Consider the following 26,232-nt stretch of genomic DNA (forward strand, 5'->3'; position numbering starts at 1 on the left):
GTCATGCAGTCGCTTGAGACTTGATGTTTCGCGTGAAGTCGGGCTTGCGCCTTTCCACGAAAGCCGTGAACGCTTCCCTTGCATCTTCGGAGCGGACTTGCGTGCTGAATTCTTCGTTCTCGGCCTTCATCGCGGCCTTGATCTGCTCGCGAAATGGCTGCTTCATGAGCCGCTTGCTGGCCTGTAACGCAGCCGCGGGCTTCGCTGCCAACTTCCGGGCCGTGTCGGTTGCCTTCGCCCGGAGATCGTTGTCGGGGACAACTTCGGTCACCAGTCCCAGCTCCGCCGCACGCCGGGCATCGAATGGAGATCCCATCAAGATCAGCTCGGCTGCACGGACGTGACCGATCCGCGCCGGCACTGAGCAGCTCGATCCGAACTCCGGAACGAGCGCCAGATTGATGAAGGGCATCTGGAATTTTGCGCTCTCGCCCGCGTAGATGAAGTCGCAGTGCGTCAGCATGGTCGTGCCGCCGCCGATCGCAGCGCCGTGGACTGCCGCGACCAGTGGCTTGTCGAAGTCAACCAGTGCATGCATGAGGCCCGCTTGTGGCGATTCACCCGGTCCTGGAGGATTCTTGAGAAAGTCATCGATGTCATTGCCGGCGCAGAACGAATCTCCCGCGCCATGCCAGAGAATGACACGCGTACCCTCGTCATTCGCCGCCGCGTTGAAGATATCAGCGAGAGCCACGTACATGGCCGATGTCATCGCGTTCCGCTTTGTCGGGCGGTTCAACTGGATACGCAAGATGCCCGCGGCATGTTCGGTCACGATCTCATCCATGGTCGAACTCCTGAACCCTTTGCTGAGTTTGACCGCAACGCAGGGTCGCGGCGGCTAGCGCCGCCACACCCCCTGTCATCGCGCTAGGCCGCTTGGCCCTTTGCCTTCGGAACGGTACCGCTCGCGTGCAGACCATCAATCTCGGCCGCGCTGAATCCCAGCTGCCGGAGAACCTCGTCGTTATGCTCTCCGATCTTCGGCGCGCGCTTCGCGGGCACCTTGGTGACACCATGCACCTGAAGCGGGCTGGAGATCGTGGACGTCAGCTTGCCGCCCGCCCCCTCGAGGGGCACGATGATGTCGTTGGCCCGGAGCTGGGGGTCGTTGATCACCTCCTGTGGCCCGCGTACTGCTCCGAACGTCACGTGAACGCCGTTGAATACCTCGTACCAATGTGCCATCGGCTCGGCACAGAAGGTCTCGTCGAGAATCGCCGTGAGCTCCGTCATGTTCGCCGTCAGCTTCGCCGGGTCGGAGAACCGCGGATCAGTCAGGAGATCGGGGCGGCCGATCGCCTTCGCCACGGCCTCCACCTTGTCGGGCGTGATGATGAGAACGAACCAGGTATCATCCTTGGCGCGATACACGTTCATGGCCGCATTTGCGGGGTGCATGCGATCATGCAGCCCGAAGAATTTCGCATCGCACAGCGCGGCCTGGATCGAGACGCTGGCAGACCACACGCCCTCGGCGAGAAGCGAGGTGGTGACATGCGCTCCCTCCCCGGTCCGTTCACGGCGATACAGGGCCGTGACGATCGCCGAATAGAGCCCAACGGCGGTGGCGTTGTCGCCGCTGCCGGCCACCGGCCAGGTCGGCGGCGCACCGGCATCGCGCGTCATCGACAGCAATCCGCTGCGGGCCCAGTAGGACGTGATGTCGAAGCCGGGAAGATTCGCGTCCGGTCCCTTGTCGCCGAAGCCCGTGATGTCGGCGTAGATCAGGCGCGGATTCCACCCCACCACATCCTCATATTCGAGCTTCAGTTTCTTGCGCGCCGGATGCGGCGTGTTGACGATGAGCACGTCGGCCCATTTGACCAGTTTCTCGAGAACCTGATGGGCCTCCGGAGATTTCAGGTCGAGTGCCATGCCGCGCTTGTTGCGGTTGGCCAGGTGCCAGGGATAGGCATCGTCGGCGACCGGCTGCGGCGGGAGGTGGTTCGCATGTCGCCACAGCTCGCCGCTCGGCGGCTCCACCTTGATCACGTCGGCGCCAAAGTCGGACAGGATCACGGCGGCGCTCGGGCCCGCGATGAAGCTCGCGAGGTCCACCACCTTCAGTCCGGAGAAAATGTTGTCGTTTGCCATGGGCGTCCTTTCCAAATCCGCTCAGAGCGGCCTTGTTTCAGCGTCCGCGAAACTGCGGCGCACGTTTTTCGAGGAAGGCTGCGGTGCCTTCCTTCTTGTCTTCGGTGGCGGCGCAAATGCCGAAGAACGAGGCTTCCAGCACAAGGCCTTCGCTTTGGCTCGTGTCCATGCCCTTATTGGCCGCTTCCAGCGAGAACTTCACGGCGATCGGCGCGTTGGCCATGATCTGCTTCAGGACCGTCTCGGCGCGATCGATCAGACTGCTGGCAGCAACGACTTCGTTGACGAGGCCGATGCGATAGGCTTCCTGCGCGGAAATCGTCTCGCCGGTGAGGATCAGCTGCAACGCACGCCCCTTTCCCACCAGGCGCGGCAGGCGTTGCGTTCCGCCACCGCCGGGCAACAGGCCGAGCTTGACCTCGGGCTGACCGAATTTGGCATGCTCGGCCGCAATCCTGATCGTGCAGGCCATCGCCGTCTCGCAGCCGCCGCCCAGCGCAAAGCCGTTGATCGCCGCGATCACCGGCTTGCCGAGATTTTCGATGAGGTCCAGCACACCCTGGCCGAACCGGCTGGACTCCTCGGCGTCGTAAGCATCGACATGGGCGAGTTCACTGATGTCGGCGCCGGCGATGAACGCCTTGTCGCCAGCGCCGGTGAGGATGACGCCGCGCACGGACGCGTCCGCTTTGGCATCCTCGAATGCCGCGTGCAAATCGGTCCAGGTCGGCGTATTGAGTGCATTGAGCACTTTAGGCCGATTGACCGTCACGTAGGCGATCGGGCCCTTTTTCTCGTACTGGACGTTCGCAAGGGCCAGCGCCGCTCTCGGTGCTGAGCTTGGTGCTGTTGCAGGCGAAGGGGTGAACGGTGCAGTTCCCGAAACCATGGTCGTGTCTCCTGAGTAGGGCAGCCGGCGCCGATGCGCCGGCCCCGCTGAAAGGTCAGAGGAAAGCGCCGTGACCGGTGATGGCCTTGCCGACGATCAGATTCTGCATCTGATAGGTGCCTTCGTAGGAGTAGAGCGCCTCGGCGTCGGCGAAGAAGCGCGCGACGTTGTAGTCGGCGACGATCCCGTTGCCGCCCAGCACCTCGCGGCCCCATGAGACCGTCTCGCGCGACTTCGCCGTGCAGAATGCCTTCGCCAGTGCCGCGTGATGGTCGCCGAGCTTGCCTTCGTCATCGAGCTGCGCCAGGCGGAGCATCAGGCACTGGCACGCGGTCAGATTGCCGAGCATCTTGGCGAGCAGATCCTGGATCAGCTGAAACGAGGCGATCGGCTTGCCGAATTGCAATCGTTCCAGGGCATATTTGAGGGTGGCCTCGTATGCGCCCATCTGGATGCCGGTCGATGCCCAGCCCACCATGTAGCGCGTCATCCGCAGCACGCGCGCGGTGTCGCGAAAGGAATTGCCGCCCTGGAGGCGGTTCGCTTCAGGCACCCGCACGTCCTTCAGCGTGATCTGGCCGTTCTGGACCACCTTGAGCGCGATCTTGTGCTCGATCTTCTCGACGCTGAACCCGGGCGTCGACTTGTTCTCGACGATGAATCCCTTGACCTGATTGTCGGCAAGGTCGCGCGCCCAGATGATGGAGATGTCGCACCAAGGCGCATTGCCGATCCATCGCTTCTGTCCGTTGAGAATCCAGGTATCGCCTTCCCGCTTGGCCGTCGTGGTCAGGCCGCCGCTCGTTCCGGAGCCGACCAGCGGCTCGGTGAGGCCGAAGCAGCCGATCTTTTCCCAGCGCGCCATCGCCGGCAGCCATTTCTGCTTCTGCTCCTCGGAGCCGTCGAGATAGATCGAGCCCATGGCGAGGCCGCTATGCACGCCGAAGAACGTGCAGAACGAGGCGTCGGTGCGCGCCAGCTCCATCGCCACGAAGCCGAACAGCTTCTGGCTGCCGCCCGCGCAGCCATAGCCCTTGAAGCCGAGCCCACCGAGGCCAAGCTCCTTGAACGACGGCAGCAGTTCGAACGGAAACGCGTCGTCGGACCAGTACTTGTTGATGACCGGCTGGACCTTGGTCTCCATGTAGGTCCGCACCTTCTTGACGAGCGCCTTTTCGTCCGGGGTGAGGAGGTCGACCAGTTGGTAGAAATCGCCATTGGGTGCCGGCGGTGACTTCGGCGCGGCGGTCTTGCCTGCTGTGTTTGCGGTGGACATTTGCGATATCTCCTCGCTGCGGCTCGGAAGCCTGAAAAGTGAAGGGTTGAAGGTATGATTGATCTCGCGGACGCTGCCGATTGCGTCAGCTCGGCTTCGCAGCCTTCTTGCGCAGCTCGATCAGGCCGAGCAGAATTTCGTCGCGCTCCGCCTCCAGCTCCGCGATGGTGCGCGATCCGGCCTCGGCATGGACGCTGTCGATGAGTTTCTTTTGCACGTCCGGCGTCAGCACGGGCGAGCCGAGGGTCTTCCACCAGGCCGTCATCGGGCCGGTGAACTGTTGGAAGAAGTGCTCGATGCCGCCCGGACCGCCACCGAGATGGTTCAGCATCAGGCTGCCCATGACGCCCCAGCGCAAACCCGGGCCCCAGCTCAGGGCGGTGTCGACGTCGGCGGCGCTCACCACGCCCTCGGCCACGAGGTAATAGACTTCGCGGCTCAGCGCCGCCTGCAGGCGGTTGGCGACGTGCCCCGGCATTTCCTTGTTGAGGCGCACCGTCCGTTGCCCGATCGACGTGTAGAATTCCGTTGCGCGCCGGATCGTGGCTTCCGAGGTCTTTGCCCCGCCGACGATCTCCGTCAGCGGGATCAGATGGGGCGGATTGAACGGATGGGCGATGACGCAGCGCTCGGGATGGGATGCGGCACCCTTCTGGATTTCGCTCATGGTGAGCCCCGACGAGCTCGATGCGATGATCACGTCGGGCGGCAACAGCTCGTCGAGCTGGCCATAGAGCTTCTGCTTGAATTCGATCCGCTCGGGCCCGTTCTCCTGGACGAGGTCGGAGCCGGCGAGTGCCTGCGCGATGTCGGGCGTGAACGTGAGGTTCGACTGCGAAGCTCCGGGCGACAAGCCCAATCGCTTGAGCGCCGGCCAGGCCGTCTCGACGAACTTCCTTAGTGCTGCTTCCGCGTTCGGCGCGATATCGGTCGCAACGACCTGCAATCCCTTGGCGAGAAATAGCGAGCTCCAGCTCGCGCCGATCACGCCGGTGCCGATGATGGCGATACGGCGAATGGGCTTGGTGTCGGTCATGTCGTTCTCTCCAATGCGTTGGTCAGACTTCGGCATAGGCAATGCCGGTGAGATTGCCCTGGGCGTAGAGGAAGTTGCGCTCGCCGGACCCGTCGAGCCGCGCGGAGTAGACCGAGCCCGCGAAATCGGTCACGAACATGCGATCGTTGGGAACGTCGAGCGCGATACCGATCCCCTCCATGAGATGGGTCACCACGATCTCCGGCTCGGCAGGCTTGTTGTCGAGCGAGGCCCGGTTCACCGTGTTGCCGCGCGGAGGATCACCGCGATCGGTCCAGTAGAGAATTCGACTCTGGTGATCGATCTCCAGATCAATCGGCTCCGGCAGACCGTCGTAGAATATCTCGATGTCGGATCTCATGGCTGCGGTCTGGCCGGCGGGGATTTCGACATTGGCGCGGAAGATGCGACCGAGCCCTGCATTATCAGGCCCCTTTTGCGTCCAGTAGATACGACCGAATTTCGGGTCGATCGCCAGCCCGACGCACCATCGCATCTGGTCCTTGCGATCGGCTTCGCCGTGGCCCGCTTCGATGAGCGTCTCCAGCCGCGAGCCCTCGAGGTTACAGCGCATGACGCGCATACCCTCGCGATCGCACCAGTAGAGCTTGCCGCCCTTCTTATCGAGGATGATCTGCTTCGGCGTGTGGGTGTGTCCCCGCGGGACGATGGTCTTGCGGTTCTTGCCGTCGATGTCGGCGCGCTCGATGGACCCGTCATCCAGGCTCGGGATGCCCATGTTGGTCCAGTAGATATGGCCAGCCTCGACATCCACGACGATGCCATCCGGAAGGTGGCAGCCGGTGACGATGGTCGTGCGGTCGGAGCCATCCGCATTCATCAGGTGAATGCAGCCCGCGTTCAATTCGAGGACGAAGAGACGAGGGATCGTGGGGCTTGATTTCGTGACGGCGTTTGGCATGTCGCACCTGCATCCTGGCCCGACCACGGACCGGGTCAGGTGACGCGACTATGACGCGATCGCCGTCATTCATCTTGGACAGGAATGTCATCGCTGGGATGGGTCTGCTGCTTGATCACCTGGCGCCCCCCGGGACGTCGGGACGAGCACCACTGCGAGAGCAGCAGCTTTCAACAAGTCAGGGATCAAACATCCAAGCGTGGGTAACGGACAGGTTACATGGTCGGCTCCGACTCAAAAACATTCATCGCCTCGCGATTGCGGCTGGGCCTCACAACCGAATAAACTAGAGGCCATCCGGCCATCAGAAAGGGAGTCAGGCATGGACGTGCCGAGCTCTGACAAGGACGTTCAAAGCACGCCCGACGTGCCGGGTAACGGACCGGCGAAAGCCGCGCACAACCCGACACGCACGCCCTCTATCATCGTCGGTGTCGTGGCGGCTGCTGTCGTCGGGCTTTCCGTCTTCTATCTGTTGCGCCCGGAGCCCTTGCTGGTTCAGGGCGAGGTCGATGCAACGCGGCTCGATATCGCGGCGCGCGTGGACGGACGGGTCGGCAAGATTCCCGTCGAGCGCGGCCAGAACGTGGCTGCGGGCGCAGTGCTGGTCCAGATCGACAATCCAGAGACGCTGGCCAAGCACGAGCAAATGAAGGCGGCCAAGGCCGTCGCGGACGCCCAGCTTGCCAACGTACTCGTCGGAACGCGGGTGGAAGTGATCGCGGCACGGAAGGCGGAAATGGAGCGCGCGCAAGCGGCGCTGGTGCTGGCGCAAAAGACCTTTGACCGCACACACACCTTGACCGAGCAAGGCAATGCGCCGCAAGCCCGCCTCGATCAGGCCACCGATGCGCTGCACGAAAGCGAGCGCGCCGTCGACCAGGCCAAATCGGCCTATGACCAGGCGGTCAATGGCTACACCAAGGAGGAGCGGGCCATTGCCAATACCAATGTCGAAAAGGCCAGTGCCGATATCCAGAGTGTCCAGTCGATCATCGACCAGCTCGTGGTCTATGCGCCCGTAGCCTCGCAGATCTATCAGCGTAATGTGGAACCCGGCGAATACGTCTCGCCGGGCGTCCCGCTCGTCACCTTGATCAATCTCGCGGACCTCTGGGTGCATTTCGATCTGCGAGAGGATCTCGTCAAAGGCCTCAAGGTCGGCGATCGCTTCGATGTCCGCATTCCCGCCCTCGGCGACCGCTCGGTGACAGTCGAGGTCAAGCTCATCGCGACCAAGGGCGAATATGCAAGCTGGCGGGCCACGCGTGCTTCGGGTGATTTCGACCTGCGGACGTTTTCGATCCGTGCCTATCCGGTGCAACCGGTGCCCGAGCTGCGACCGGGAATGAGCGCCTATCTCGACTGGCGGTCGCGGCCATGAGGCCGGCGCCCAAGCCCGGATTTCTGCTGGTCGCGCGGCGCGAGTGCCGCTGGCTGTTTCACGATCGCGTGGCGCTGCTCCTGATCTTCGGCGTGCCGCTGTTCGCGTTCGTGGTTCTCACCACGGTCTTTAGCCATCCGGTCATCCGCGGGCTCGGCGTGACTGTCGTCGACGAGGACAAGTCGGACGCGTCGCGCGCCCTGGTGGAATACATTGCGGCGTCGCCAAGCCTGAAGATCGTCGACCGCTCCGGCACGCTGTCCACGGCCGTGCAGGACATACGCTCCGGCAAGTCGATTTCGGCCGTCCACATCCCGCCGGATTTCGAGCGCGACCTGAAGGCCGCGCGCCGCCCTCAGATCGTCGGATTTTATAACCAGCAGTTTTTGACTCCCTCCGGCATCGCATCCTCGGGTCTGAGCGATTCACTTTCCGCAGCGGCAGCGGTGGCCGCTCCCGCCAGTCGCGCGGCACCTGCGCCAGCGTCCCTGGGTGCGCTCAAGGCGGAGACCATGGCGCTCGTCAATCCGCAGAAGAACTACGCGCAGTTCCTGCTGCGCGCGCTGCTGCCGACCATCATCCATGTGGTGATGACCCTTGCCGCCGGCTATTCCGTCGGCTCCGAATTCCGCCGCCGCGACGCCCGGGCCTGGCTCGAAAGCGCCGGCGGCGATCCGCTTGTCGCGCTGGCCGGCAAGCTCGCGCCGCTGTTCTGCATCTTCGTCCTGATCATGCTGGCCGAGCCGCTGTTCCTAGAAGGCGTGCTGGATATTCCCTTCAAGGGCGATCTGCCGTTGATGATCGCCGCGGCCTCGCTGCTGATCATCGCCTATCTGTCGCTCGGCGCCCTGCTCCAGCTTCTGGCCGGCGATCTCGCCACCGGACTCGGGCTTGCGGGCCTGATCGCCTCGCCCGCCTTCGGCTATGCCGGCGTCGGCTTTCCCACCATCGGCATGAACGCGTTTGCGCAAGTCTGGAGCGCGATCCTGCCGCTTCGCTGGTACATGGCCGTCCTGCTGGGACAAGCCGCGCGGGGATTGCCGGTCGCGGATTCCGCCCTTCCCTTCGCGGCGCTTGCGGGCCTGGCGTTGCTCTTTGCCGGCCTGGCATGGCTGCGCATGGCGAACGTCACCCGCAAGGGATGGTTTGCAACGGCGCGCCCTGCCGAGCCATCCGAGGCCAGCGACACACCACGCGGCGTCGGCGGCGCCTTCGTGGCGGAGTGGCGGCGCGTGCTGGGAACGCGGAGCGCCTTCACTCTGCTATTTGTCGCTCCACTGGTCTACGGCATCTACTATCCTCAACCCTATTTGAACCAGATCCTTCGCAAGCTTCCAATTGCGGTCGTCGACAATGATCTCAGCGATCTCAGCCGGCAGATCGTCGAGACGCTGGATGCGAGCGGCGCATTGAGCGTGACGGTTCGCTCCCGAACGCTGGCCGAAGCGCGCGCCGCGATCGATCGCGGGCAGGCCTTTGCCGTCGTCGAGATTCCGCCCGACACCGAGCGCGACGTGCTCAAGGGCATCACCGCCCACATCCCCGTCTATGCGGACGCAACTTATCTTTTCATCTTCAGAACGAGCGCCAGCGGGTTGGCGACCGCCATCGGAACGTTGACGTCCGAGCTCGTTTCGCGCGGCGCGCGGTCGGATGGCAGCCTCGTCAAGGCAAAGCTGGCAAGCTCGAGCCCGGCCGACGTGCTGCTGCAGCCTATCTTCAACCCGGTGGGCGGCTATGCGAGCTACGTCGTTCCGGCGGCGTTCATCCTGATCCTGCAGCAGACCCTGCTGATCGGCGCCGCGATGCTGACCGGCACGGCGCTGGCGAGCGGAGGCGCAGCCTTTGCCGGCGTGCTCGGCCGCGGCATCGCGCATCTGACCGTCTACCTTCCTGCGCTCGCGCTCTACGTCATCGTGCTGCCCCGCATCTACGGTTTTTCCACGCTCGGCCATCTTCCGCAGATTCTCGCGCTCGCGAGTGTCTTCCTGCTGGCGACGAGTTTCATGGGTCAGGCTGTCGGGGCCTGGTTCACGCGACCGGAGAACGCAACCATCCTGCTGCTGGCGACGAGCCTGCCGCAGTTCTTCATGGCCGGCTTCGCATGGCCGCGCGAAGCGATTCCGGACGTGGCCCTTGCGTTCGGCCGGTTATTCCCGGCCGACTCCGCGATCGACGGCCTCGTGCGCATCAACCAGCTCGGCGCCGGCATCTGGGAGGTTGGGCATGACTGGCTCGCATTGTGGTGCCTGGCGCTCGGCTATTTCGCGCTTGCGGTGATCTCGGCATTTGCCGTCAGGAGGAGACAGGGACATGCCCAACCTTAGACCTGCCGCCTTCGTCGCGATTCCGCTCGCGCTGGTCGCGGCGGGCGCGCTGCTCTATGTCATGCGCCACTCGGCACCACCCGCAGCCATCGTCGGCGTCGTGCGCGCGACCGAGATCAGGGTCGAGCCGGAGGTCAACGGCCAGCTGGTCTCGATTGCGGCCAAGAAGAGGGCCTCTGTGAAGGCCGGCGACGTCGTGGCGCGGCTATCGGCGGTGGAGTTGACGGCGCAGGCGGACCAGGCGCGTGCCGCGCTCGCGTCGGCAACCGCCAACCGCAACAACGTCTATGCCGGCGTTCGTCGCGAGCAGGTCGACTCGCTGAAAGCCGCCATCGCCAAGGCCAGCGCCCGCCTCGACTTCGTGCAGGCCCAGCTCACCCGGACCAGCACGCTGGCGCGCCAGAGCTTTGAATCCCAGCAGTCGCTCGACCAGGCCGAGAACGACGTCGCCAGCGCACGCGCCGGCGTGGCCGAGGCCCAGGCCAATTACGATGCGGCCGTGGCGGGCCCGACCCGGGAAGAGCGCGCTATCGCCGACACGCAGGTGCAGGCCGCGGCCGCCGCGGTCACCGTGCTCGAGCGCCGCCTCGACAAGATGGTGTTGCGCGCGCCGGCCGACGGCGTGGTCAGCGTCATCGCCGCCGAGGTCGGCGAGAACGTTCGCGCGGGCCAGCCGATCCTGATGGTCGAGGCCGCAGGCAGGCAATGGCTCTCCTTCAACGTGCGCGAGGACCATCTCGATCGTCTCGCGATGGGAGAAACCGCGAATGTGATGCGGAACGGTGCCAATAGCGCGACGAAGGCGGTCATCACCGAGCTGCGGCCGCTCGGCGTGTTTGCCACCTGGCAGGCAGAGCGTGTGATTGGCGATCATGACCGCAACACGCTTCGCCTTCGCCTCGATCCCAAGGGAGAGATGGCCGGCATTGAGCCGGGCATGACCGTCTGGATCGACCGCTAGGACCCCAGCGATTGAAATCGCAGAGCTACACTATACCGACCATTTGCAAACGGTGTGCGCACCAAGCTCCGACCTGGGACCCGCTGATTGAGAGCCAGTTGCTTCCCATCCCAGGATGCTCATCGTTGATCGAATAAGCCGCAGATAGCTGCGCGAATATGCGGCGAAGAAGTGACGCTTTCCCCGCGGCCGCTCGCCCATTTCAGAAGCTTGCTTACGTCGGCTATCGCAAGATTTTTCTTGATCTCCCGGTGCACACGTCGTGCACACGTCGTGCACACGCGGCCCTCTACCCAATTGAAAGAATTAAACTCTCGTTCCAATCCATCATGGGGAAGTTTGAGCTAGCTTCAGCCACCGAACGCCAACGCGATCCCATCACCGACCGAGCATCCGTTTGACGCCCATCAGTCCGACGCGAAGAAACGGATCCGAGTGGATGTAGAAATACCGTACCCCATGCTCGAGCCAGGACGGCAATTCGTCCGAGGTCACGAGCGTACCGGCGATCTTGCCGGAAGCGCGGATCTTCTTCACTGCAAGCGCGACCCGCTCCATCACGGCCTGCGGCCGCGGCTGACCGAACGGCGGCGCCGGGGGATAGCCCATGTTCTGCGAGAGGTCGCCGGGCCCGATGAAGAAGACATCAATTCCTTCCACCGCGGTCAGTTCTTCGATGTTGTCGATCGCCTGCGGCGTCTCGATCATGGCGATGACCAGCCGCTTCTCGTAGTCGGCAGGACAGGCGTAGCGCACCGCGTCGACGATGGCCCGGGCCTGGTCGGCGGTATCGACCATCGGCACCATCAGCCCATCGGCACCCGCGTTGAGGTAGCGGATCAGGAGAGGCCGTTCATGCGAGTGCGGCCGGACGATCGCCGCGCCACCCGCGCCGCGAATGGCCTGGGCGGTCACGCGGACATCCTCAAAGCTCCAGGTGCCGTGCTCGCAATCGACAAAGATCGCATCGGCCCCGAGCTCTACCAGGCGGACCGCCAGCCCCGACGAGGCGTGATGCGGTGTGAGCATGGTGACCGCCTCGCCCTTGGCGAGGCGCTCGCGCAATTTAGCTCCGTTCATGGGAGATCCTTCTCTGTCAGGTCTTCGGCTTGTCGCTGAGGCCTTCGGGCGCGCCGACCCAGCGGGCGACCTCGATATCGGCCGAGGTGTCGCGCATGAAGGTCGGGCAGATGTGCAGTTCGGGGATCACGGCGCCCTTTTGCAGGCTGGCGCAGAGCAGAACCGCGCGCGCAACGTCGTGCGGATGGAGCATCACGGCCCGCTCGCCCTCGAGCGGCGGCCGGGCGCGATTGTCCATGATCGGCGTATCGGTCTCGCCGGGCAGGATGGTCGTCGCACGGATGCCCTGGTTGCGATATGTGTTGTGTAGGAAGCTCATGAAGTTCTTCACGCCGGCCTTGGCTGCACCATAGGCGGCGCCGCCGAGCAGATTCGGATTGACCACGGCCAGCGACGACACGGTGATCACTGTGCCTTCCTTCCTGGCTATCATGTCCTCCAGCACGGCCTGGGTCAGGTTGAACACCGCGGTGAGGTTGACATTCACCGTGGCATTCCACTCGGCTTCGCTGATGAAGCGCGCGTTCAGCACCTTGCTGGCGCTGCCGGCATTGTTGACGAGGATATCGATCGTCCCGACGTTGCGCTTGACCCAGCCGACCGTCTCCAGAATCGCATCGCGCGATGCGACATCCAATGCGCGGGCAACGGCCTTGCCGCCGGCCTTCTCGATGTCAGCCACGACGTCCCGCAACGGATCGATCCGGCGGCCAGTCAGGACGATTGTTGCGCCTTCCTGCGCGAGCAGGATCGCAGTCTCGCGCCCAATCCCGGTCCCGGCACCGGTGACGAGCGCTATCTTTCCATCGAGCAGACCCATGATGCTCCTATTCGGCGGCGGTCGCCGCCACGTTTGAGCGCTGATAGCCGTAAATCTGCCTCGCGGCCGCCTGCGTAATCAACCCCTCGGCTAGATCGAGCTCGATTGCGGCCGCCGAGCGCTGGGACGTCCGTCCCCATCCGCCACCGCCGGGCGTCTCCACCTCCAGACGGTCACCCGTCTTCAGGACCACCTTTCCCTTGGGAAATTGCGGATCCCCGTTCTTGTACACCTTGCCGGCACTGCCGGACTTGCCGTCGACGACACCGAAGCAGGGATGACGCACGCGCTCAGACGCCAGATAGATGTTCATCGGATTGCGCCCGAGATTGCGCAGCACGACGCGCTGGCCGAGGCCGCCACGGCACTTTCCGGCACCGCCGGAGTCAGGAATCAGCTCCTTGCACTCGGTGAGCGCGGGGACGGCGATTTCGAACATCTCGATCGCTGTGACCTTGCAATTAGATGGGAAGCTCAGGGTGTCGAGACCATCGAGTTCGGCGCGGGCGCCCTGCCCGCCGTGAAAGTTCTGCACCGAACCATACTGCGTACCGTCATCACGCCGTCCCACGCAGTTGGCGGCCCAGATCGGCGCGCCGCCGCTATCGCCCATCACCTTCTCCGGCACCACGCCTTCCAACGCCTTGAAAATCAGCGATGGGATGACATGCCCGATCAGGTTACGCGAATTTCCCGCCGTCCATTCCTCTGGATTGAGAATCGAGCCGAGCGGCGCCTCGTCCGTGATCGGCGTGATGCAGCCTTCATTGTTCGGCGTGTCCGGGTCGAGCAGGCATTTCAGCGCGTAGACCGAATGGGCGTAGCGATAATTGGTCCGGCAGTTGATCGAGTGAAGAATTTGCGCGGATGTTCCGGTGTAGTCGACGTGAATGGAATCGTCGCGGACGATCACGGCCGCCTTCAGCGTCACATCGGTGTCGTAGCCGTCGAGCAGCACCTCGGCACTATAGGTGCCATTCGGCCATTGCCGGATGGCGCGGCGGGTCTGCGCTTCGGAGCGGGTGTGGATCGCGTCGGCCAGCTCGTCGATGCCATCGAGATCATATTCGTCGAGGAATTTCACCAGTTCGCGGCCCATGACATTGTTGGCCGCGACCATGGATTCGAGATCGCCCATTACCTCGGTCGGAAGGCGAACGGAGGCGGCAATGATGTCGAGCACGTCCTGGTTGGGAACTCCGGCCTTGTGCAGCTTCACGATCGGGAAACGGATGCCCTCCTCGAAGATGTCGCTGGCTTCGGAATGCAAGGGAGCGCCACCGATATCCGGCAGATGCGCGATCGAGCCGGCATAGGCCACGACCTTCCCCTTCTTGAAGATCGGCGTGATCATCGTCACGTCGGGCAGGTGCCCGGTGCCGATCTCCGGATCGTTGGTGGCGAGCACGTCACCGTCTTGCAGGGTCCCGGCCGGAAACTTCGGCAGGAAATACTTCTGTGCGGCAACCGGCAGCGAGGTGATGAATACCGGGATCGACCACGTGCATTGCGCCAGCGCGCGGCCGCGGCTGTCGAGCAGCACGGTCACGTAGTCGTGGTTCTCGCGCACGATCGGCGAAAATGCGGTGCGGCCGAGCACGATGTCGGCCTGGTCGGCGATGAAGATCAGGCGATTCCACATCACCTGCAAGTTGATGGGATCGTTGAAATCGGCGGCGTTCACGGACATGGGTGCGTCGTCCTCAGGCGATGTTGATCACGAGATTGCCGTTGATGTCGACGCGAGCCGTGCCGCTCGGTCCGACGACCGCGGTGGATTCCCGCTGCTCGACAATGGCCGGACCCTTGATCTCTTCGCCGACCGGCAGCTTGTAGTGATCGTAGACCGGCGTTTCGACAAAGCCGCCGCTTTCGCTGAAATAGACCGAACGGTTACCTTTCTTGGCCTCGGCAGCATGCCGCGTGTGCGGACGGGTCACCTGATCCTTCTGACCACTGGAGCGCAGGCGCCAGGTGATCACCTCGACCGATGAACCCGAGACCGTGCGGCCGAACAACTCGCGGTACAGCTTGTAGAAATTGGCGAGAAGCTCTTCGTGGAACTGCTTCGGCGACAGGCTGCGATCCGGCAGCGCGACCGTGATCTCGTGGCCCTGACCGACGTGACGCATGTCGACGGTGTAGGTGTTGGTGATCGTCTCCGGCGCAACCCCTGCAGCACGGACGACATCCGCCCCATGCGCTGCGAGATCGCCGAGCAGGCGATCCATCGCGACAAAATCCCAACTGTCGACCTGCATCGGAAAGCTCGCGGAGAGATCGACAGCCACCGGCGCGATCAGCAGGCCGATCGCCGAGGTGACGCCGGCGCCGGTCGGACAGATGATGCGCTTGATGCCGAGCTTGCGCGCGATGCCGTAGGCATGCACCGGGCCCGCGCCGCCGAAGGCGACCATCGGCAGGCTGCGCGGATCGACGCCGAGGTCGGTCGCGTGCACCGCCGCCGCTTTGCTCATGGATTCATTGACGAGATCGTGGATGCCAAAGGCGCAGCGGGGCACGCCGACGTCGAGCGAAGCCGCCAGCTTTGTCATCGCCGCGAGTGCGGCGTCCTTCGACACCTTGAACGAGCCGCCGACGAAGGATTCGGTGCCCATATAGCCGAGCAGGATATCGGCATCAGTCACAGTCGGTTCGGTTCCGCCGCGCTGATAGGCGGCCGGCCCCGGCATCGCGCCCGCCGAGCGTGGCCCGACATCGAGCAGGCCCAGCGGGTTCTTCGCCGCGATCGAGCCGCCGCCGGCGCCGATCTCGATCATGCGGATCGACTGGATTTTCAGCGGGAAGCCCGAGCCCTTGCGAAAGCGATGATAATGCGCGACCTCGAGATGGGTGCCGACCGCCGGCTCGCCGTTCGGGATCAGGCACAATTTGGCGGTGGTCCCGCCCATGTCGAAGGACAGCACGCTGCCCTCGCCGGCGATGTGGCCGAATTCGGCCGCAGCGACGGCGCCTGCGGCCGGACCCGACTCAATCAGGCGCACCGGCAACTCCGCGGCGCGGCTGCTTGGCACGAGGCCGCCCGACGAAGTCATCCACAGCACCTGCCGACTGATCCCCTTGGCGGCGAACTCACGCTCGAGATGTGCGACGTGTCCCGACATCTGCGGCCGCGTATAGGCGTTGACGACGGTAGTCGAGGCCCGGTCGAATTCGCGCACCTCCGGGCAGACTTCGGAGGATAGCGACACAAAGATATCGGGGTCTTCTTCACGCAGCAGTGCGGCGATGCGCTGCTCATGATCAGGATATTTGTAGGCGTGCAGCAGGCAGACGGCGACGGATTTGATGCCCTCCTCGCGCAGCCGGTCGGCGATCCCGCGGACCGTCTCCTCATCCAGGGCCGTGATGACCTCGCCATCGGCAGCGATACGCTCGACCGCGCCAAAGCTGTTGGCGCGCGTCACCAGCGGGTCGGGATATTTCAGGTTCAGATCATAGAGATCGTAACGGCCTTCGTTACGAATACGCAGCATGTCCTGGAAGCCGGCGGTCGAGATGAAGCCGGTCTTGACGCCCTTGCGCTCCAGCACGGCATTGGTGACCACGGTGGTGGCGCCGAGCACCTGAAGCCCGTCGAGAGCGACGTCGTCTCCGAATTGTTCGAGCAGCTCGGACACGCCACGAACCACGGCCTCGGCTGGGTTGGCCGGCGTGCTCAGCACCTTGTGGAGATGCAATTCGCCCTTGTCGTCGAGCAGCGCGAAATCGGTGAAGGTTCCCCCGGTATCGAATGCGAGCTTGGCCATCTTTGTCCTCGAAGCGATTGCCTTCGAAGGTAGAAAATGCGGTTGCGGCCGACCACCACAACTCCCGTCTGCCGCCATAGGTTTTGTTTATGGCCTGACGAAACCGGCGCGATGCAGCCGCCGCGCACGGCGTTGCCCGGACTCTGGCCTGCAGCCGTGTTGCCTAGACCGCTTTGATGCCCTGCGGGTGGCTGCGCATCAGCTTCTCGACCACGGTCAGAAGCACCGAGCGCGTGGCGAGCGCGGGCTCCGACAGCGGCAGATGGTCCGAAATACACAGGGAGACGGTCGCCTCGATCGCGGGACGTACCAGCCGCCGCACTTCGACCCCGCCAAAGCTCGACGCGGTCGCTGCGACCGAGGCCGGCAGGATGGTCGAGCCGAGGCCCTCGGTCACGGCCGCACCGAGCGCGGAGACGGATTCGATCTCGGAGGCGACATTCGGCTTCACCCGTGCCCGCGCCAGCGATTCATCGATCAAGCGCCGCAGGAAATGCCCCTGGCTCGGCAGCAACAGCTTTACGTCGGCCAGCGCGGACAGCGGCAGCGGCTCGTCGGTCGGCTTTTTCGCGACAGGCCCCGCCGGCGAAACGAGATACAACTCCTCACGGAACAGCGGCCGCAGCTTCACGCCTTTGATCGGGCCGGAGCCGTAGATCATGGCCATGTCCATCCTGCCGGTCATGATCAGCTCGCTCAACACATGGCCAAAGCTGTCGTTGATATGGACGATGATCTGCGGATGCAGCGTCGACATCTCCTTCAAGATCGGCAGCGACAACGTGCTCGATGCCGAATAGGTCGCAAGCCCGATCGACACCCGCCCGGCCAGCGCCTTGGTCGATTGATCGATGTCGATCTGTGCCTGCTCGATCTGCTTCAGCAGCAATTGCGCGTGGCGGTAGAGGATGAGGCCGGCCTCGGTCGGGACGATGCCGTGATTGCTGCGCAGCAACAGCTTGTGCTTGAAGTGAGTTTCAAGGGCTGCGATCTGCTGCGACAGCGCCGGCTGAGCCGTGCGGAGCAGCCCGGCGGCGCGCGAGACGCTGCCGGCATCGACCACCTTGACGAAGCTCTTCAGCTTCCTGAAATCGACGCTCATCTGTGTCGAACGCTGGTCCTGAACCGGACGGGCAACGCCCGCGCGGCCGTTCATGAAAACACGATCTGGATCGACACTATCCTTTATCTACGCCGTTGATTTCAATCGGTTTCGTCGCCTGCGCGCCGATTTGCTTGATTGCCCTCAGCGCAGCGCCCGGCAGGCCTTCTCAATGCGGTCACAGGCGTCCTTGATCGCCCCCATCGAGGTCGCGATCGATAGGCGGAAATACGGCGAGAGCCCATAGGCAGCGCCCTGCACCGCGGCTACGCCGACATCGTCGAGCAGATAGAGCACGAAATCGAGATCACTCTCGATGAGCTTACCATCAGGCGTCGTCTTGCCGATCACCCCAGCGCATCCGGGATAGAGATAGAAGGCGCCATCAGGCACCAGGCAGGACAGGCCGGCGATCGCGTTCAACCGCGCGCAGGCATAGTCGCGGCGCTCCTTGTAGAGCTTGACGCTATCGCGAACGAACGACTGGTCGCTGGTCAGCGCATGCGCGGCGGCCGCCTGGCTGATCGACGAGGGACAAGATGACATCTGCGACTGCAGCTTGTTGATGGCGGCGACCAGTGGCGCAGGACCCGCGGCATAGCCGATCCGCCAGCCGGTCATTGCGTAGGTCTTGGACACGCCATTGGCGAGCAAGACGCGGTCCTTCAGAGCCGGCACCACGGCGGCAAGGGTAGTCGCGGGCTCGTCGCGGTACCAGATCTGGTCGTAGATGTCGTCCGACAACACGAGAACATTGGGATGGCGGAGCAGCACGTCGCCGATCGCCTTGAGGTCTTCGCGGGAATAGGCCGCGCCGGTCGGGTTCGAGGGCGCATTGAGGATCAGCCAGCGCGTGCGCGGCGTGATCGCAGCCTCCAGTGCCTCCGCCGTCAGCTTGAACCCCTGATTCTCGGAGCAGCGGACGATGACAGGCTTGCCGTCATTGGCGATGACCATGTCGGGATACGAGACCCAATACGGCGCGGGAATGATGACCTCGGCCCCCTCCTCCACGCTCGCCATCAGCGCGAGAAACAGAATCTGCTTGGCGCCGCCGCCGACGCAGATCTCGTTGTCCGAATAGTCAAGACCAAGGCGGCGCTTGTAGTCCGCGATAATCGCGTTTCGTAGCGCGACGGTGCCATTGACCGCGGTGTATTTCGTCTCGCCGCGATCGATCGCCTCATGCGCCGCCGCCTTGACGTGATCGGGCGTGTCGAAGTCGGGTTCGCCGATCGCCATGTCGACGATGTCGCGGCCGGCGGCCTTCAGCTCGCGCACGCGCGCGGACGCGGCCGTGGTCGGGGATATCTTGATGCGCGAGACGCGCGCGGCCGGCACGAAGATCGTCACTGTGGTCGTCCTTTGCGTTTTCGATGGTCCACGCCCGTCAAGCAGGCGCTCCTTGTCAATGTTCGACATCGGTCTCGCCGCGCATGCGGCCGGTGAGGAAGAGTTCGCCGAGCTCGTCGTGGGTGATGTCGGCGGGACGGCCGTCCCAGATCACCTTGCCGAGCCGCAGGATGACGGCGCGCTGCGCCACCGCCATCGCTTTCTTGGTGTTCTGCTCGACGAGCAAAATGGTCTGGCCGGCCGCGTTGATCCGCAACAGCTCATCGAAGACGATTCCGATCGCGGTCGGCGACAGACCGACAGAGGGCTCGTCGACCAGAAGGATCTTTGGCCGCTGCAGCACCGCCATCGCAACCTCGAGCAACTGCTGCTCGCCGCCGGACATGTTGCCGGCCAGCGAGTTGCGACGTGTCTTCAGGATCGGAAAGAGATCGTAGACATAGTCGCGCTCGGCCTTCACCCTGCTGTCGCGCAGCGTATAGGCCGCCATCTGAAGGTTCTCGTCGACCGTCATGACCGGGAAGTTGCAGCGGCCCTGCGGTACCCAGGAGATGCCTTCGGCGAGGATCGCGCGAGATTTCAGGGCAGTGATGTCCTTGCCCTGCCAGTCGATGCTGCCGCCCTTGACGGTGGTCATACCGTAGAGCGTCTTCAGCAGCGTCGACTTGCCGGCACCGTTCGGCCCCATCAGGGCGACGAACTGCCCCTGGGGCACGTCGAGATCGACGCCATTGAGGATGTCGAGCGAGCCGTAACCCGCGCGCAGGCCTTTAATTGAGAGAGAAGGTTCAGCCACCGAGATAGGCCTCCCGCACCGCCTGGTTCTGGACGATTTCGTCGGGTGTTCCTTCCGCGAGCTTACGCCCCTGGTCGAGCACGACCACGCGCTTGCACAGGCTCGTGACCACGTCGATGTTATGCTCGATGATCAGGAAGCTGACGCCGAAGGAGGTATTGGCGAGGCGGATGCTCTCGACCACACGCTCGATCAGCTTCGGATTGATGCCGGCCATCGGCTCGTCGAGCAGGATGAGCTTCGGTTCCGGCATCAGCATCGAGGCGAACTGGATCAGCTTCTGCTGGCCGCCGGAGAGCTTGCCCGCGGGCTGGAACCGCACGTCCCAGAGCCCTGCGATCTTGATCAGCTCGCGCGCTCGCTCGCGCAGCGCCGCGACGCGATTGCGGGCCGCGGCGCCGATTCCGAAGGTCGACAAGATACCGGGGAAGGTGAACATCTGGCCGGCGATCACGAGGTTCTCCTCGATGTCGAGCGCAGAGAACACCACGGTCTTCTGGAACGAGCGCAGCATGCGCCCCTCCCGCGCGATGTCGTTCAGTGACCAGCCGGTGATGTCCTGACCGTCGAGCTTCACCGCGCCCGCACTCGGCCTCGCAAGCCCGGTCACGCAATCGAAGAAGGTGGACTTGCCCGAGCCGTTCGGGCCGATGAGACCGCAGATCTCACCGCGATCGACGTGCAGGTCGACGCCATCGACCGCGCGCACTGCGCCGTAGGATTTGCAGAGGCCAGAGATATCGAGAATTGGCAGGCCGGTCATTTGCGCCTCTCGAGGAATGACCAGAACCGGCCGATCAATGGCGCGAATCCGCTCGGGAACCAGAACACGAGCCCGAGCAAAAAGAAGCCATAGGCAATCATGCGCAATTCCGGCGCCACGCGTAGGGCTTCCGTCAGGCCGACAAACATCAAGCTGCCGAAAATGACGCCCGAGATTGTCCCCGCACCTCCGCCGAGCACGATGATCAGCATCGTCGTCGAGTAGTACATCTGGAAGGTCAGCGGGCTGACGACCGTCAGGTAATGCGCATAGAGGCTGCCGCCGAGGCCGGCGAAGGCGGCGCTGATCATGAATACGACGAGCTTGTAGTGCCAGGTCGGGATGCCCACGGATTCAGCGAGCGTCTCGTTCTCGCGAATGGCGATCATGTTGCGGCCGGCCGGCGATCGCACGATCAGATAGATCGCCAGTGTCGCCAGGGCAGCGATGACGAGGACAAGATAATAGAAGCCGACGGTTCCGGAGACCGTGAACGAGGCCGGCCCCAGCGCGAAGTAAGGCTTGGGAATTGCCGCCAGCCCCATATCGCCGCGCGTCAGGCTGATCCAGTTCTTGGCGATGGCCTGCCCGATGATGACGAAGCCGAGCGTGCACATCACGAACGACGTCGCACGCAGCCTCAGGGCTGGAATTCCGAGTGGCGCCGCAACCGCGCCGGTCACGAGGCCGGCGGCGAGGAAATTCAGATAGAACGGCGTGCCGAAATGGACTGCCAGCAGCGCCGAAGTATAGGCCCCGATGCCGAAGAACGCCGCCTGCGCCAATGACAGAAGACCGGTGTAGCCGAGCAGCAGATTGAGACCATGGGCCGGCAGCAGGAAGATCAACGCAATGATGATCGCATGCAGCGGATAATTCCCGAGGAACAGCGGCGCGACGCAGGCCAGCGCGATGAGCGCGAGGCCAAACGGAATACGGAGATCCCGCCCCGTGGCCGCAACCGGGCTTTCGGCTGGTGTCATGGTCTGCTCTCGGACGATCTCAGTCATGTCACATCCATGGCGATCAGAAGCGCGCCTGCGCGGAGAACAGCCCATGCGGACGCCACATCAGCACCAGCATCAGGGTCGCAAAGCCCACGGTGTCGCGGAACTGCAGTCCGACATAAGTCGCGACCAGGCTCTCCGCGATGCCGAGGATCATCGCCGCCACGAACGTGCCGCGGACGTTACCCAACCCGCCCATGATAATGATCGGCAGCGTCTTGAACGTGATGAGCTCCCCCATGCCGCCGTAGACGCTGACGTTCACGGGCGCTGTGAGCACGCCTGACAGGCCGGCCAGCGCCGCGCCGAGGATGAAGGTCCAGAGCGCGATATGGCGGACGTCGATGCCGACCACCGCGCAGCACTCGATGTTCTGCGAGACCGCCCGCATCGCCTTGCCCATCCGGCTATAGGTGACCATCAGCTCGAGGCCGACGAACACGATCAGGCCGATGACGATGATCAGGATGCGCTGCTCGGCCAAAGTGAAGCCGAACAGAGTCACCGGCTCGATATAGCCGCCGGAGAAGAACTTGTAGCCGCCGCCAAAGACCAGGATGACGGTGTTCTGCAGGATCAGGGCGACGCCCAGCGTCGCGAGCACGCCGGCCTCGGCCGGCGCCCCCACGATCCGCTGCATCACGAAGTTGCCGACCACCACGGCGATCACCGCGGTGGCAACCACGCCGATCACGACCGCCACCGGATACGGCAGATCGAAATACTCGATCGCGAACCAGGCCCCGAAGGTGCCGAGCATGTAATATTCGCCATGTGCAAAATTGATGGCGCGCAGCACGCCGAAGATCATCGTCATGCCGACGGCAACGATCGCATAAACCGATCCGGATACGATGCCGTTAACAATCTGCTCGATGATCGTATAGAACATGTGGTCTGCCGTCCCGTTGCCTTACTTGGGATAGTCGATCTCGGCCGAATAGGCTCCTTTGATGGCCGGCTTGCCGTTCTCGATCTCGAGCAGGATCATCGGCAGGCGCGCCTGATTGTGGTCGTCGAAGGTGACTTCGCCGACCGCGCTCGCATAGTGGATATTGGAGAGCGCGGTACGAACCTTCTCGCGGTCGATGCTCTGTGCCTGCTCGATTGCCTTGGCCAGAAGATGCGTCGTCTCCCAGTGCACATAGGCGTGATTGTTGGGCGCTTCGCGATACTCGGCGGTGAACTTGTCGACGAAGGCCTTGCTCTTCTCGGACTCATAGGCCGGAAGCCAGGCCGCGGCCTCGATTGCTCCCTCGAGCGCCTTCGGCGCCGCCTTGATGGAGCTCGCTGTATTGAACTCGGCGTTGCCGATCAGGGGGATCTTGCCGGCAATCCCGGTTTCGATCATTTGACGACCGACGATGGGTGTAGAATCGGCATTGCCATACATGATGATGGCCTGGGCGCCGGAATCGCGGATCTTGGACAGGACGCTGCGGAAATCGACCTCGCCTTCCTTGTAATAGTCTTCCGTCAAGATCTGACTCTTGAAGCGCGGCAGGTACTTCTTGGTAAACTCAATGGCCGCACGCCCGTAGTCGGTGTCGACCGATAGCACGGCGTATTTGGTAAATCCCTTCTTCTCGGCGGCGTATTGCAGCACGACGAGGGCGCGGTTTTCGTCGGTCGGATAATTACGATAGGTCCATTTGAATCCGCCGACGCCCGCCTTGTAGGTGATCTTCGGATTCGACGAGGCGGCATTGAGGAGAAGCACACCGGCGTCCTCCGCGACCGGCTGCATCGCGAGCGTTACCGAGCTCGAGACGTCGCCAATGATGAAGTCGACCTGGTCCTGATCGATGAGGCGCCGGGTTGCCGAAACACCCTCGACTGGGGTGCCTTGGCTGTCGCCGGCCAGGATGTTGATCTTGCGCCCGCCGACGCCGCCAGCGCCGTTGATTTCCTTCGCAGCCATCTGGGCGCCGCGCATCGAGAAGGCGCCGTAGCGGGCGTTCGGACCGCTCATCGGAGCGACAAGACCGAGCTTCACGGTGCCGTCCTCGCTTCGGGCGAAGGCGCCGGAGGAGACGGTCTGAAGTCCGATCAGAGCGGATCCGACACAAAATCCTCTGCGGCTTAGGTAGATCGTCATTTGCCCGCTCCGTTGCTGCTACAAAATAATGCGTCCGCGAACTCCCCCACTTTTGTGGTCTTGCCCTGGGAATTTTTTTGCTGCGGCCGACGGTAAAAAATAGATTTACGCTCGATGACAGGGGAAGCACGACTGCGGTCTGCCGCCATAGCGAATTCTTATGGCGCCCCTGAGTTCTGCCGATTTGCCGCGCTCGATATGCAGCCAGCGCGCGCGAGAGACTGCTAAGAAATGCCGCTTGAATCACGTTTCGCGTTGTGATCGCTTCCGAACGGCCTCTTTCGCCTCGCGCGCGGAACCGGAGCGAAAGGCGCTTCTGCTACTCCGCGCCTCGACCGAAATCGTCGAACAGTACAGGCGGACGAACAGTCCAGTGCCCCGGTGCGGCGCCACCCACATCGAAAGGCCTGATCACGTTAGCTGTGATGAGATTTTTCTTGATCTCCCGGTGCACACGTCGTACACACGGCACCATCTAACTAACTGAAAATCTTGAACTCTCGCTCCAATCCATTACTGGCCAATTTCAGCAAGCTTCGGCCAAACGCCTCCAACTAGAGCAAGCTTCAAAAAACAGTCGACGGATGGCTACGGCGTAGTGTGCCGACTTTGCACGTCGATGGTCATTTCTGAAACGGCGATGGCCAAAACGCGGCCGGCAAATACATCCCCGCAAGGGATACGCTTGCTCGGGTGACGAACTCTCTCCAGGACATGGAGGCTGCAGGAACGGTTGGCGATAGCCGCCGGCCCCATCAGGATCGGGCAAGAGCGAATTCGGGTCCAGTCTCGGCTGGATCGGTCACCCCGACCGTATGATAGGCGCGGCCAAAATAGATCAGATTGTCGGTGCAGCCGGATCGTTGCAGGGCCACGATGCGGCAGAGCAGCACGTCATGCGTGCCGACATTGACGATATCGGCAATCCGGCAGTCGAACGCGGCGGCGCAGTCGGCTAGCACCGGCGCACCGGTTTCGAGTGTCGACCACGCGGCCGCGGCAAACCGTTCTTCGGCGGGCACTTTGCCGCCGAACAGCCGGGACAATTGCTTGTGCCGGGCCGACAGCACGTTGACGCAGACCGCCTTGTTGCCGATCACGCTGGCATAGGCCGAGGAGGCGCGATTGATGCAGACCAGCAGCGTCGGCGGATCGTCGGTGACGCTGCAAATCGCAGACGCGGTAAATCCGGCACGGCCCGCGCTGCCGTCGGTCGTGACGACGCTGACGGCGGCACCAAGACAGGCCATCGCGTCGCGGTAGTCCTGAGGGGCCACGTCCTGCATCGGCGTCCTCACGTCTCGATGGCAGGCGCGAACGCCAGCCCGCGCAGCACCTGCGCCAGCACGGAAGCGCCGGCGGCAACATGATCGGGCTCGGCCCATTCGTGCTCGACATGGCTTGCACCGTCACGGCACGGGATGAAGATCATCGCAGCCGGAAAGATTTTTGCGAGATGACGGGCGTCGTGACCGGCGGCGGAGAGGATTTCCATGGCGGAATGCCCCTGCTCTCGCGCGGCCTCTGCGATGCTTGCCCGCAGGCGCGAATCGAAAGCGTTTGACGGTGCATTGACGAGCGGCGTCACCGTGACCATGCAAGGTGCAGCGTTCTCCTGGCAAAGAATCGCGATACGCACACCCGCGGCATCGAGCACCGCATTGTCAGGGTGACGCAGATCGATGCTGAAGCTGACGCGTGACGGCACCACCGACGGCGCATTCGGAACCACGACAACGCGGCCGATGGTGAACTTGATCTCGGCATCGATTGTGCCGATCTCCGCATGGAGCGCCGACGCCATCCGCGCAAAGGCCGCGAGCGCATCTCGCCTCTCCCGCTGCGCCAGTGTGCCAGCGTGTCCCTCGGCACCCTCGACCACCACCTGAAAGGTCTTCTTGCCCTGGATGCCGGTGACGACCCCAATCGTGCAGCCGGCCGCCTCCAGCAGCGGTCCCTGCTCGATGTGCAATTCGAGATAGGCACTGGCGGCGAAACCGAGCGGCCTGTGCGGCATAACAGGAAAAGCCTCGTGGAAGCGATCGAGCGCCTCGCCGACGCTGACGCCGTCGGCATCGCGCGCGGCGCGGATCGCGTCCATGTCGCGCTCGCCGGTAAAGGCCTCCGAGCCCATCATCCCCGGGGCGAAGCGCGAGCCCTCCTCGTTCATCCAGGCGACCACGATGATGTCGCGCGCGGGCGCGTCCCCTTGCTCCGCGAGTGAGATGACCGCCTCCAACGCCGCCATCACGCCGGCCGCACCGTCAAATTTGCCACCGGTCGGCTGGCTGTCGAGATGACTGCCAATGAGAAACGGCGGCGCGGCGCGATCGCAGCCAGCCAGCGTCAGGAACAGGTTGCCCGCCGCATCGGTCGACGGTGTCAAATCTGCCTCGCGGGCCCAGCCGATGACGCGACGCCATGCGGCAATCTCGCCGTCGCTCAGCGCCTGACGATTAACCCCGCCGGCCGGCGTCGCGCCGATCTCGGCGAGCGCCATCAGCCGCGTCCAGAGCCGATCAGCGTTGATCAGGGGCTGGCTCGTCATCGA

At 63.6% G+C, this 26,232-nt stretch carries 22 protein-coding genes; 3 read left to right on the forward strand and 19 right to left on the reverse strand.

Annotated elements, in window-relative coordinates:
* Position 1 precedes the first annotated feature (1 nt).
* From AB7290_RS27680 to AB7290_RS27705, 6 genes are all read right to left on the reverse strand, one after another.
* A complete protein-coding gene (locus AB7290_RS27680) occupies positions 2 to 787 on the reverse strand; it encodes an enoyl-CoA hydratase (RefSeq protein WP_063984103.1) in 786 nt (261 codons plus the stop codon).
* A gap of 83 nt (positions 788 to 870) precedes the next feature.
* Positions 871 to 2,097, reverse strand: coding sequence for a CaiB/BaiF CoA transferase family protein (locus AB7290_RS27685; RefSeq protein WP_085404122.1), 1,227 nt, complete (start codon positions 2,095 to 2,097; stop codon positions 871 to 873).
* Between the two features lie 37 nt (positions 2,098 to 2,134).
* Entirely contained in the window at positions 2,135 to 2,986 is an 852-nt protein-coding gene (locus AB7290_RS27690; protein ID WP_084795195.1) for an enoyl-CoA hydratase-related protein, read from the reverse strand.
* A 55-nt stretch (positions 2,987 to 3,041) separates the two neighbouring features.
* Entirely contained in the window at positions 3,042 to 4,262 is a 1,221-nt protein-coding gene (locus AB7290_RS27695) for an acyl-CoA dehydrogenase family protein (protein WP_085404123.1), read from the reverse strand.
* An 85-nt stretch (positions 4,263 to 4,347) separates the two neighbouring features.
* Positions 4,348 to 5,298, reverse strand: a complete 951-nt coding sequence (locus AB7290_RS27700; protein WP_063986479.1) for a 3-hydroxyacyl-CoA dehydrogenase NAD-binding domain-containing protein — start codon at positions 5,296 to 5,298, stop codon at positions 4,348 to 4,350.
* 22 nt (positions 5,299 to 5,320) lie between these two features.
* Positions 5,321 to 6,220 carry a 3-hydroxyacyl-CoA dehydrogenase gene (locus AB7290_RS27705; protein ID WP_085404124.1) on the reverse strand — a complete coding sequence of 300 codons (900 nt, stop codon included), beginning with the start codon at positions 6,218 to 6,220 and terminating at the stop codon, positions 5,321 to 5,323.
* Between the two features lie 322 nt (positions 6,221 to 6,542).
* On the opposite strand from AB7290_RS27705, the gene AB7290_RS27710 reads away from it, so the two are divergent.
* From AB7290_RS27710 to AB7290_RS27720, 3 genes are read left to right on the forward strand one after another with little or no spacing between them, the layout of a single operon-like run.
* Positions 6,543 to 7,604, forward strand: a complete 1,062-nt coding sequence (locus tag AB7290_RS27710) for an HlyD family secretion protein (protein ID WP_085404125.1) — start codon at positions 6,543 to 6,545, stop codon at positions 7,602 to 7,604.
* The gene (locus tag AB7290_RS27715; protein WP_085404126.1) at positions 7,601 to 9,931 is read left to right on the forward strand and encodes an ABC transporter permease; all 2,331 of its coding nucleotides are present in this window, start codon (positions 7,601 to 7,603) and stop codon (positions 9,929 to 9,931) included. Before AB7290_RS27710 ends, AB7290_RS27715 begins: the two co-directional genes overlap by 4 nt.
* On the forward strand, positions 9,918 to 10,892 hold the full coding sequence (locus AB7290_RS27720) for an HlyD family secretion protein (protein WP_063984110.1): 975 nt from the start codon (positions 9,918 to 9,920) through the stop codon (positions 10,890 to 10,892). Before AB7290_RS27715 ends, AB7290_RS27720 begins: the two co-directional genes overlap by 14 nt.
* A 378-nt stretch (positions 10,893 to 11,270) precedes the next feature.
* On the opposite strand, the gene AB7290_RS27725 is transcribed toward AB7290_RS27720, so the two are convergent.
* The 13 genes from AB7290_RS27725 to AB7290_RS27785 all read right to left on the reverse strand — a co-directional run bounded on the left by AB7290_RS27725 (position 11,271) and on the right by AB7290_RS27785 (position 26,229).
* Positions 11,271 to 11,972, reverse strand: a complete 702-nt coding sequence (locus tag AB7290_RS27725; RefSeq protein WP_085404127.1) for an HpcH/HpaI aldolase family protein — start codon at positions 11,970 to 11,972, stop codon at positions 11,271 to 11,273.
* Between the two features lie 16 nt (positions 11,973 to 11,988).
* Positions 11,989 to 12,792: an SDR family NAD(P)-dependent oxidoreductase gene (locus tag AB7290_RS27730; RefSeq protein ID WP_085404128.1), complete on the reverse strand. Its 804-nt coding sequence runs from the start codon at positions 12,790 to 12,792 to the stop codon at positions 11,989 to 11,991.
* Positions 12,793 to 12,799: 7 nt separating this feature from the next.
* A complete protein-coding gene (locus tag AB7290_RS27735) occupies positions 12,800 to 14,482 on the reverse strand; it encodes a hydantoinase B/oxoprolinase family protein (protein ID WP_085404129.1) in 1,683 nt (560 codons plus the stop codon).
* Between the two features lie 13 nt (positions 14,483 to 14,495).
* Positions 14,496 to 16,562 (reverse strand): hydantoinase/oxoprolinase family protein, encoded by a 2,067-nt coding sequence (locus AB7290_RS27740; RefSeq protein WP_085404130.1) that lies wholly within the window; start codon positions 16,560 to 16,562, stop codon positions 14,496 to 14,498.
* A gap of 163 nt (positions 16,563 to 16,725) precedes the next feature.
* Positions 16,726 to 17,664, reverse strand: a complete 939-nt coding sequence (gene nac / locus AB7290_RS27745; RefSeq protein WP_085404207.1) for a nitrogen assimilation transcriptional regulator NAC — start codon at positions 17,662 to 17,664, stop codon at positions 16,726 to 16,728.
* A 144-nt stretch (positions 17,665 to 17,808) separates the two neighbouring features.
* Complete coding sequence (locus tag AB7290_RS27750) at positions 17,809 to 19,017, reverse strand: aspartate transaminase (RefSeq protein ID WP_231145244.1); 1,209 nt, start codon at positions 19,015 to 19,017, stop codon at positions 17,809 to 17,811.
* Between the two features lie 55 nt (positions 19,018 to 19,072).
* A complete protein-coding gene (locus tag AB7290_RS27755; RefSeq protein ID WP_085404131.1) occupies positions 19,073 to 19,813 on the reverse strand; it encodes a branched-chain amino acid ABC transporter ATP-binding protein in 741 nt (246 codons plus the stop codon).
* Positions 19,806 to 20,576 (reverse strand): ABC transporter ATP-binding protein, encoded by a 771-nt coding sequence (locus tag AB7290_RS27760; RefSeq protein ID WP_085404132.1) that lies wholly within the window; start codon positions 20,574 to 20,576, stop codon positions 19,806 to 19,808. The genes AB7290_RS27755 and AB7290_RS27760 overlap by 8 nt, the downstream gene beginning before the upstream one ends.
* Positions 20,573 to 21,559: a branched-chain amino acid ABC transporter permease gene (locus tag AB7290_RS27765; protein ID WP_085404208.1), complete on the reverse strand. Its 987-nt coding sequence runs from the start codon at positions 21,557 to 21,559 to the stop codon at positions 20,573 to 20,575. The genes AB7290_RS27760 and AB7290_RS27765 overlap by 4 nt, the downstream gene beginning before the upstream one ends.
* Positions 21,560 to 21,602: 43 nt before the next feature.
* A complete protein-coding gene (locus tag AB7290_RS27770) occupies positions 21,603 to 22,475 on the reverse strand; it encodes a branched-chain amino acid ABC transporter permease (protein ID WP_085404133.1) in 873 nt (290 codons plus the stop codon).
* Positions 22,476 to 22,496: 21 nt separating this feature from the next.
* On the reverse strand, positions 22,497 to 23,681 hold the full coding sequence (locus AB7290_RS27775) for an ABC transporter substrate-binding protein (protein ID WP_085404134.1): 1,185 nt from the start codon (positions 23,679 to 23,681) through the stop codon (positions 22,497 to 22,499).
* A 755-nt stretch (positions 23,682 to 24,436) separates the two neighbouring features.
* On the reverse strand, positions 24,437 to 24,967 hold the full coding sequence (locus AB7290_RS27780; RefSeq protein WP_085404135.1) for a flavin reductase: 531 nt from the start codon (positions 24,965 to 24,967) through the stop codon (positions 24,437 to 24,439).
* Positions 24,968 to 24,975: 8 nt separating this feature from the next.
* Positions 24,976 to 26,229 carry a Zn-dependent hydrolase gene (locus AB7290_RS27785; protein WP_063984122.1) on the reverse strand — a complete coding sequence of 418 codons (1,254 nt, stop codon included), beginning with the start codon at positions 26,227 to 26,229 and terminating at the stop codon, positions 24,976 to 24,978.
* Positions 26,230 to 26,232 lie beyond the last annotated feature (3 nt).

It is taken from the genome of Bradyrhizobium sp. 613_E4_N2_2 (genome assembly GCF_052075995.1).
In the GTDB taxonomy this organism is placed as follows: domain Bacteria; phylum Pseudomonadota; class Alphaproteobacteria; order Rhizobiales; family Xanthobacteraceae; genus Bradyrhizobium; species Bradyrhizobium barranii.

Excerpts from the sequence above, each read along its gene's own strand:
- AB7290_RS27680 (WP_063984103.1), bottom strand. The coding sequence starts at position 787 with ATGGATGAGATCGTGACCGAACATGCCGCGGGCATCTTGCGTATCCAG.
- AB7290_RS27685 (WP_085404122.1), bottom strand. The coding sequence starts at position 2,097 with ATGGCAAACGACAACATTTTCTCCGGACTGAAGGTGGTGGACCTCGCG.
- AB7290_RS27690 (WP_084795195.1), bottom strand. The coding sequence starts at position 2,986 with ATGGTTTCGGGAACTGCACCGTTCACCCCTTCGCCTGCAACAGCACCA.
- AB7290_RS27695 (WP_085404123.1), bottom strand. The coding sequence starts at position 4,262 with ATGTCCACCGCAAACACAGCAGGCAAGACCGCCGCGCCGAAGTCACCG.
- AB7290_RS27700 (WP_063986479.1), bottom strand. The coding sequence starts at position 5,298 with ATGACCGACACCAAGCCCATTCGCCGTATCGCCATCATCGGCACCGGC.
- AB7290_RS27705 (WP_085404124.1), bottom strand. The coding sequence starts at position 6,220 with ATGCCAAACGCCGTCACGAAATCAAGCCCCACGATCCCTCGTCTCTTC.
- AB7290_RS27710 (WP_085404125.1), top strand. The coding sequence starts at position 6,543 with ATGGACGTGCCGAGCTCTGACAAGGACGTTCAAAGCACGCCCGACGTG.
- AB7290_RS27715 (WP_085404126.1), top strand. The coding sequence starts at position 7,601 with ATGAGGCCGGCGCCCAAGCCCGGATTTCTGCTGGTCGCGCGGCGCGAG.
- AB7290_RS27720 (WP_063984110.1), top strand. The coding sequence starts at position 9,918 with ATGCCCAACCTTAGACCTGCCGCCTTCGTCGCGATTCCGCTCGCGCTG.
- AB7290_RS27725 (WP_085404127.1), bottom strand. The coding sequence starts at position 11,972 with ATGAACGGAGCTAAATTGCGCGAGCGCCTCGCCAAGGGCGAGGCGGTC.
- AB7290_RS27730 (WP_085404128.1), bottom strand. The coding sequence starts at position 12,792 with ATGGGTCTGCTCGATGGAAAGATAGCGCTCGTCACCGGTGCCGGGACC.
- AB7290_RS27735 (WP_085404129.1), bottom strand. The coding sequence starts at position 14,482 with ATGTCCGTGAACGCCGCCGATTTCAACGATCCCATCAACTTGCAGGTG.
- AB7290_RS27740 (WP_085404130.1), bottom strand. The coding sequence starts at position 16,562 with ATGGCCAAGCTCGCATTCGATACCGGGGGAACCTTCACCGATTTCGCG.
- nac (WP_085404207.1), bottom strand. The coding sequence starts at position 17,664 with ATGAGCGTCGATTTCAGGAAGCTGAAGAGCTTCGTCAAGGTGGTCGAT.
- AB7290_RS27760 (WP_085404132.1), bottom strand. The coding sequence starts at position 20,576 with ATGACCGGCCTGCCAATTCTCGATATCTCTGGCCTCTGCAAATCCTAC.
- AB7290_RS27765 (WP_085404208.1), bottom strand. The coding sequence starts at position 21,559 with ATGACACCAGCCGAAAGCCCGGTTGCGGCCACGGGGCGGGATCTCCGT.
- AB7290_RS27770 (WP_085404133.1), bottom strand. The coding sequence starts at position 22,475 with ATGTTCTATACGATCATCGAGCAGATTGTTAACGGCATCGTATCCGGA.
- AB7290_RS27775 (WP_085404134.1), bottom strand. The coding sequence starts at position 23,681 with ATGACGATCTACCTAAGCCGCAGAGGATTTTGTGTCGGATCCGCTCTG.
- AB7290_RS27780 (WP_085404135.1), bottom strand. The coding sequence starts at position 24,967 with ATGCAGGACGTGGCCCCTCAGGACTACCGCGACGCGATGGCCTGTCTT.
- AB7290_RS27785 (WP_063984122.1), bottom strand. The coding sequence starts at position 26,229 with ATGACGAGCCAGCCCCTGATCAACGCTGATCGGCTCTGGACGCGGCTG.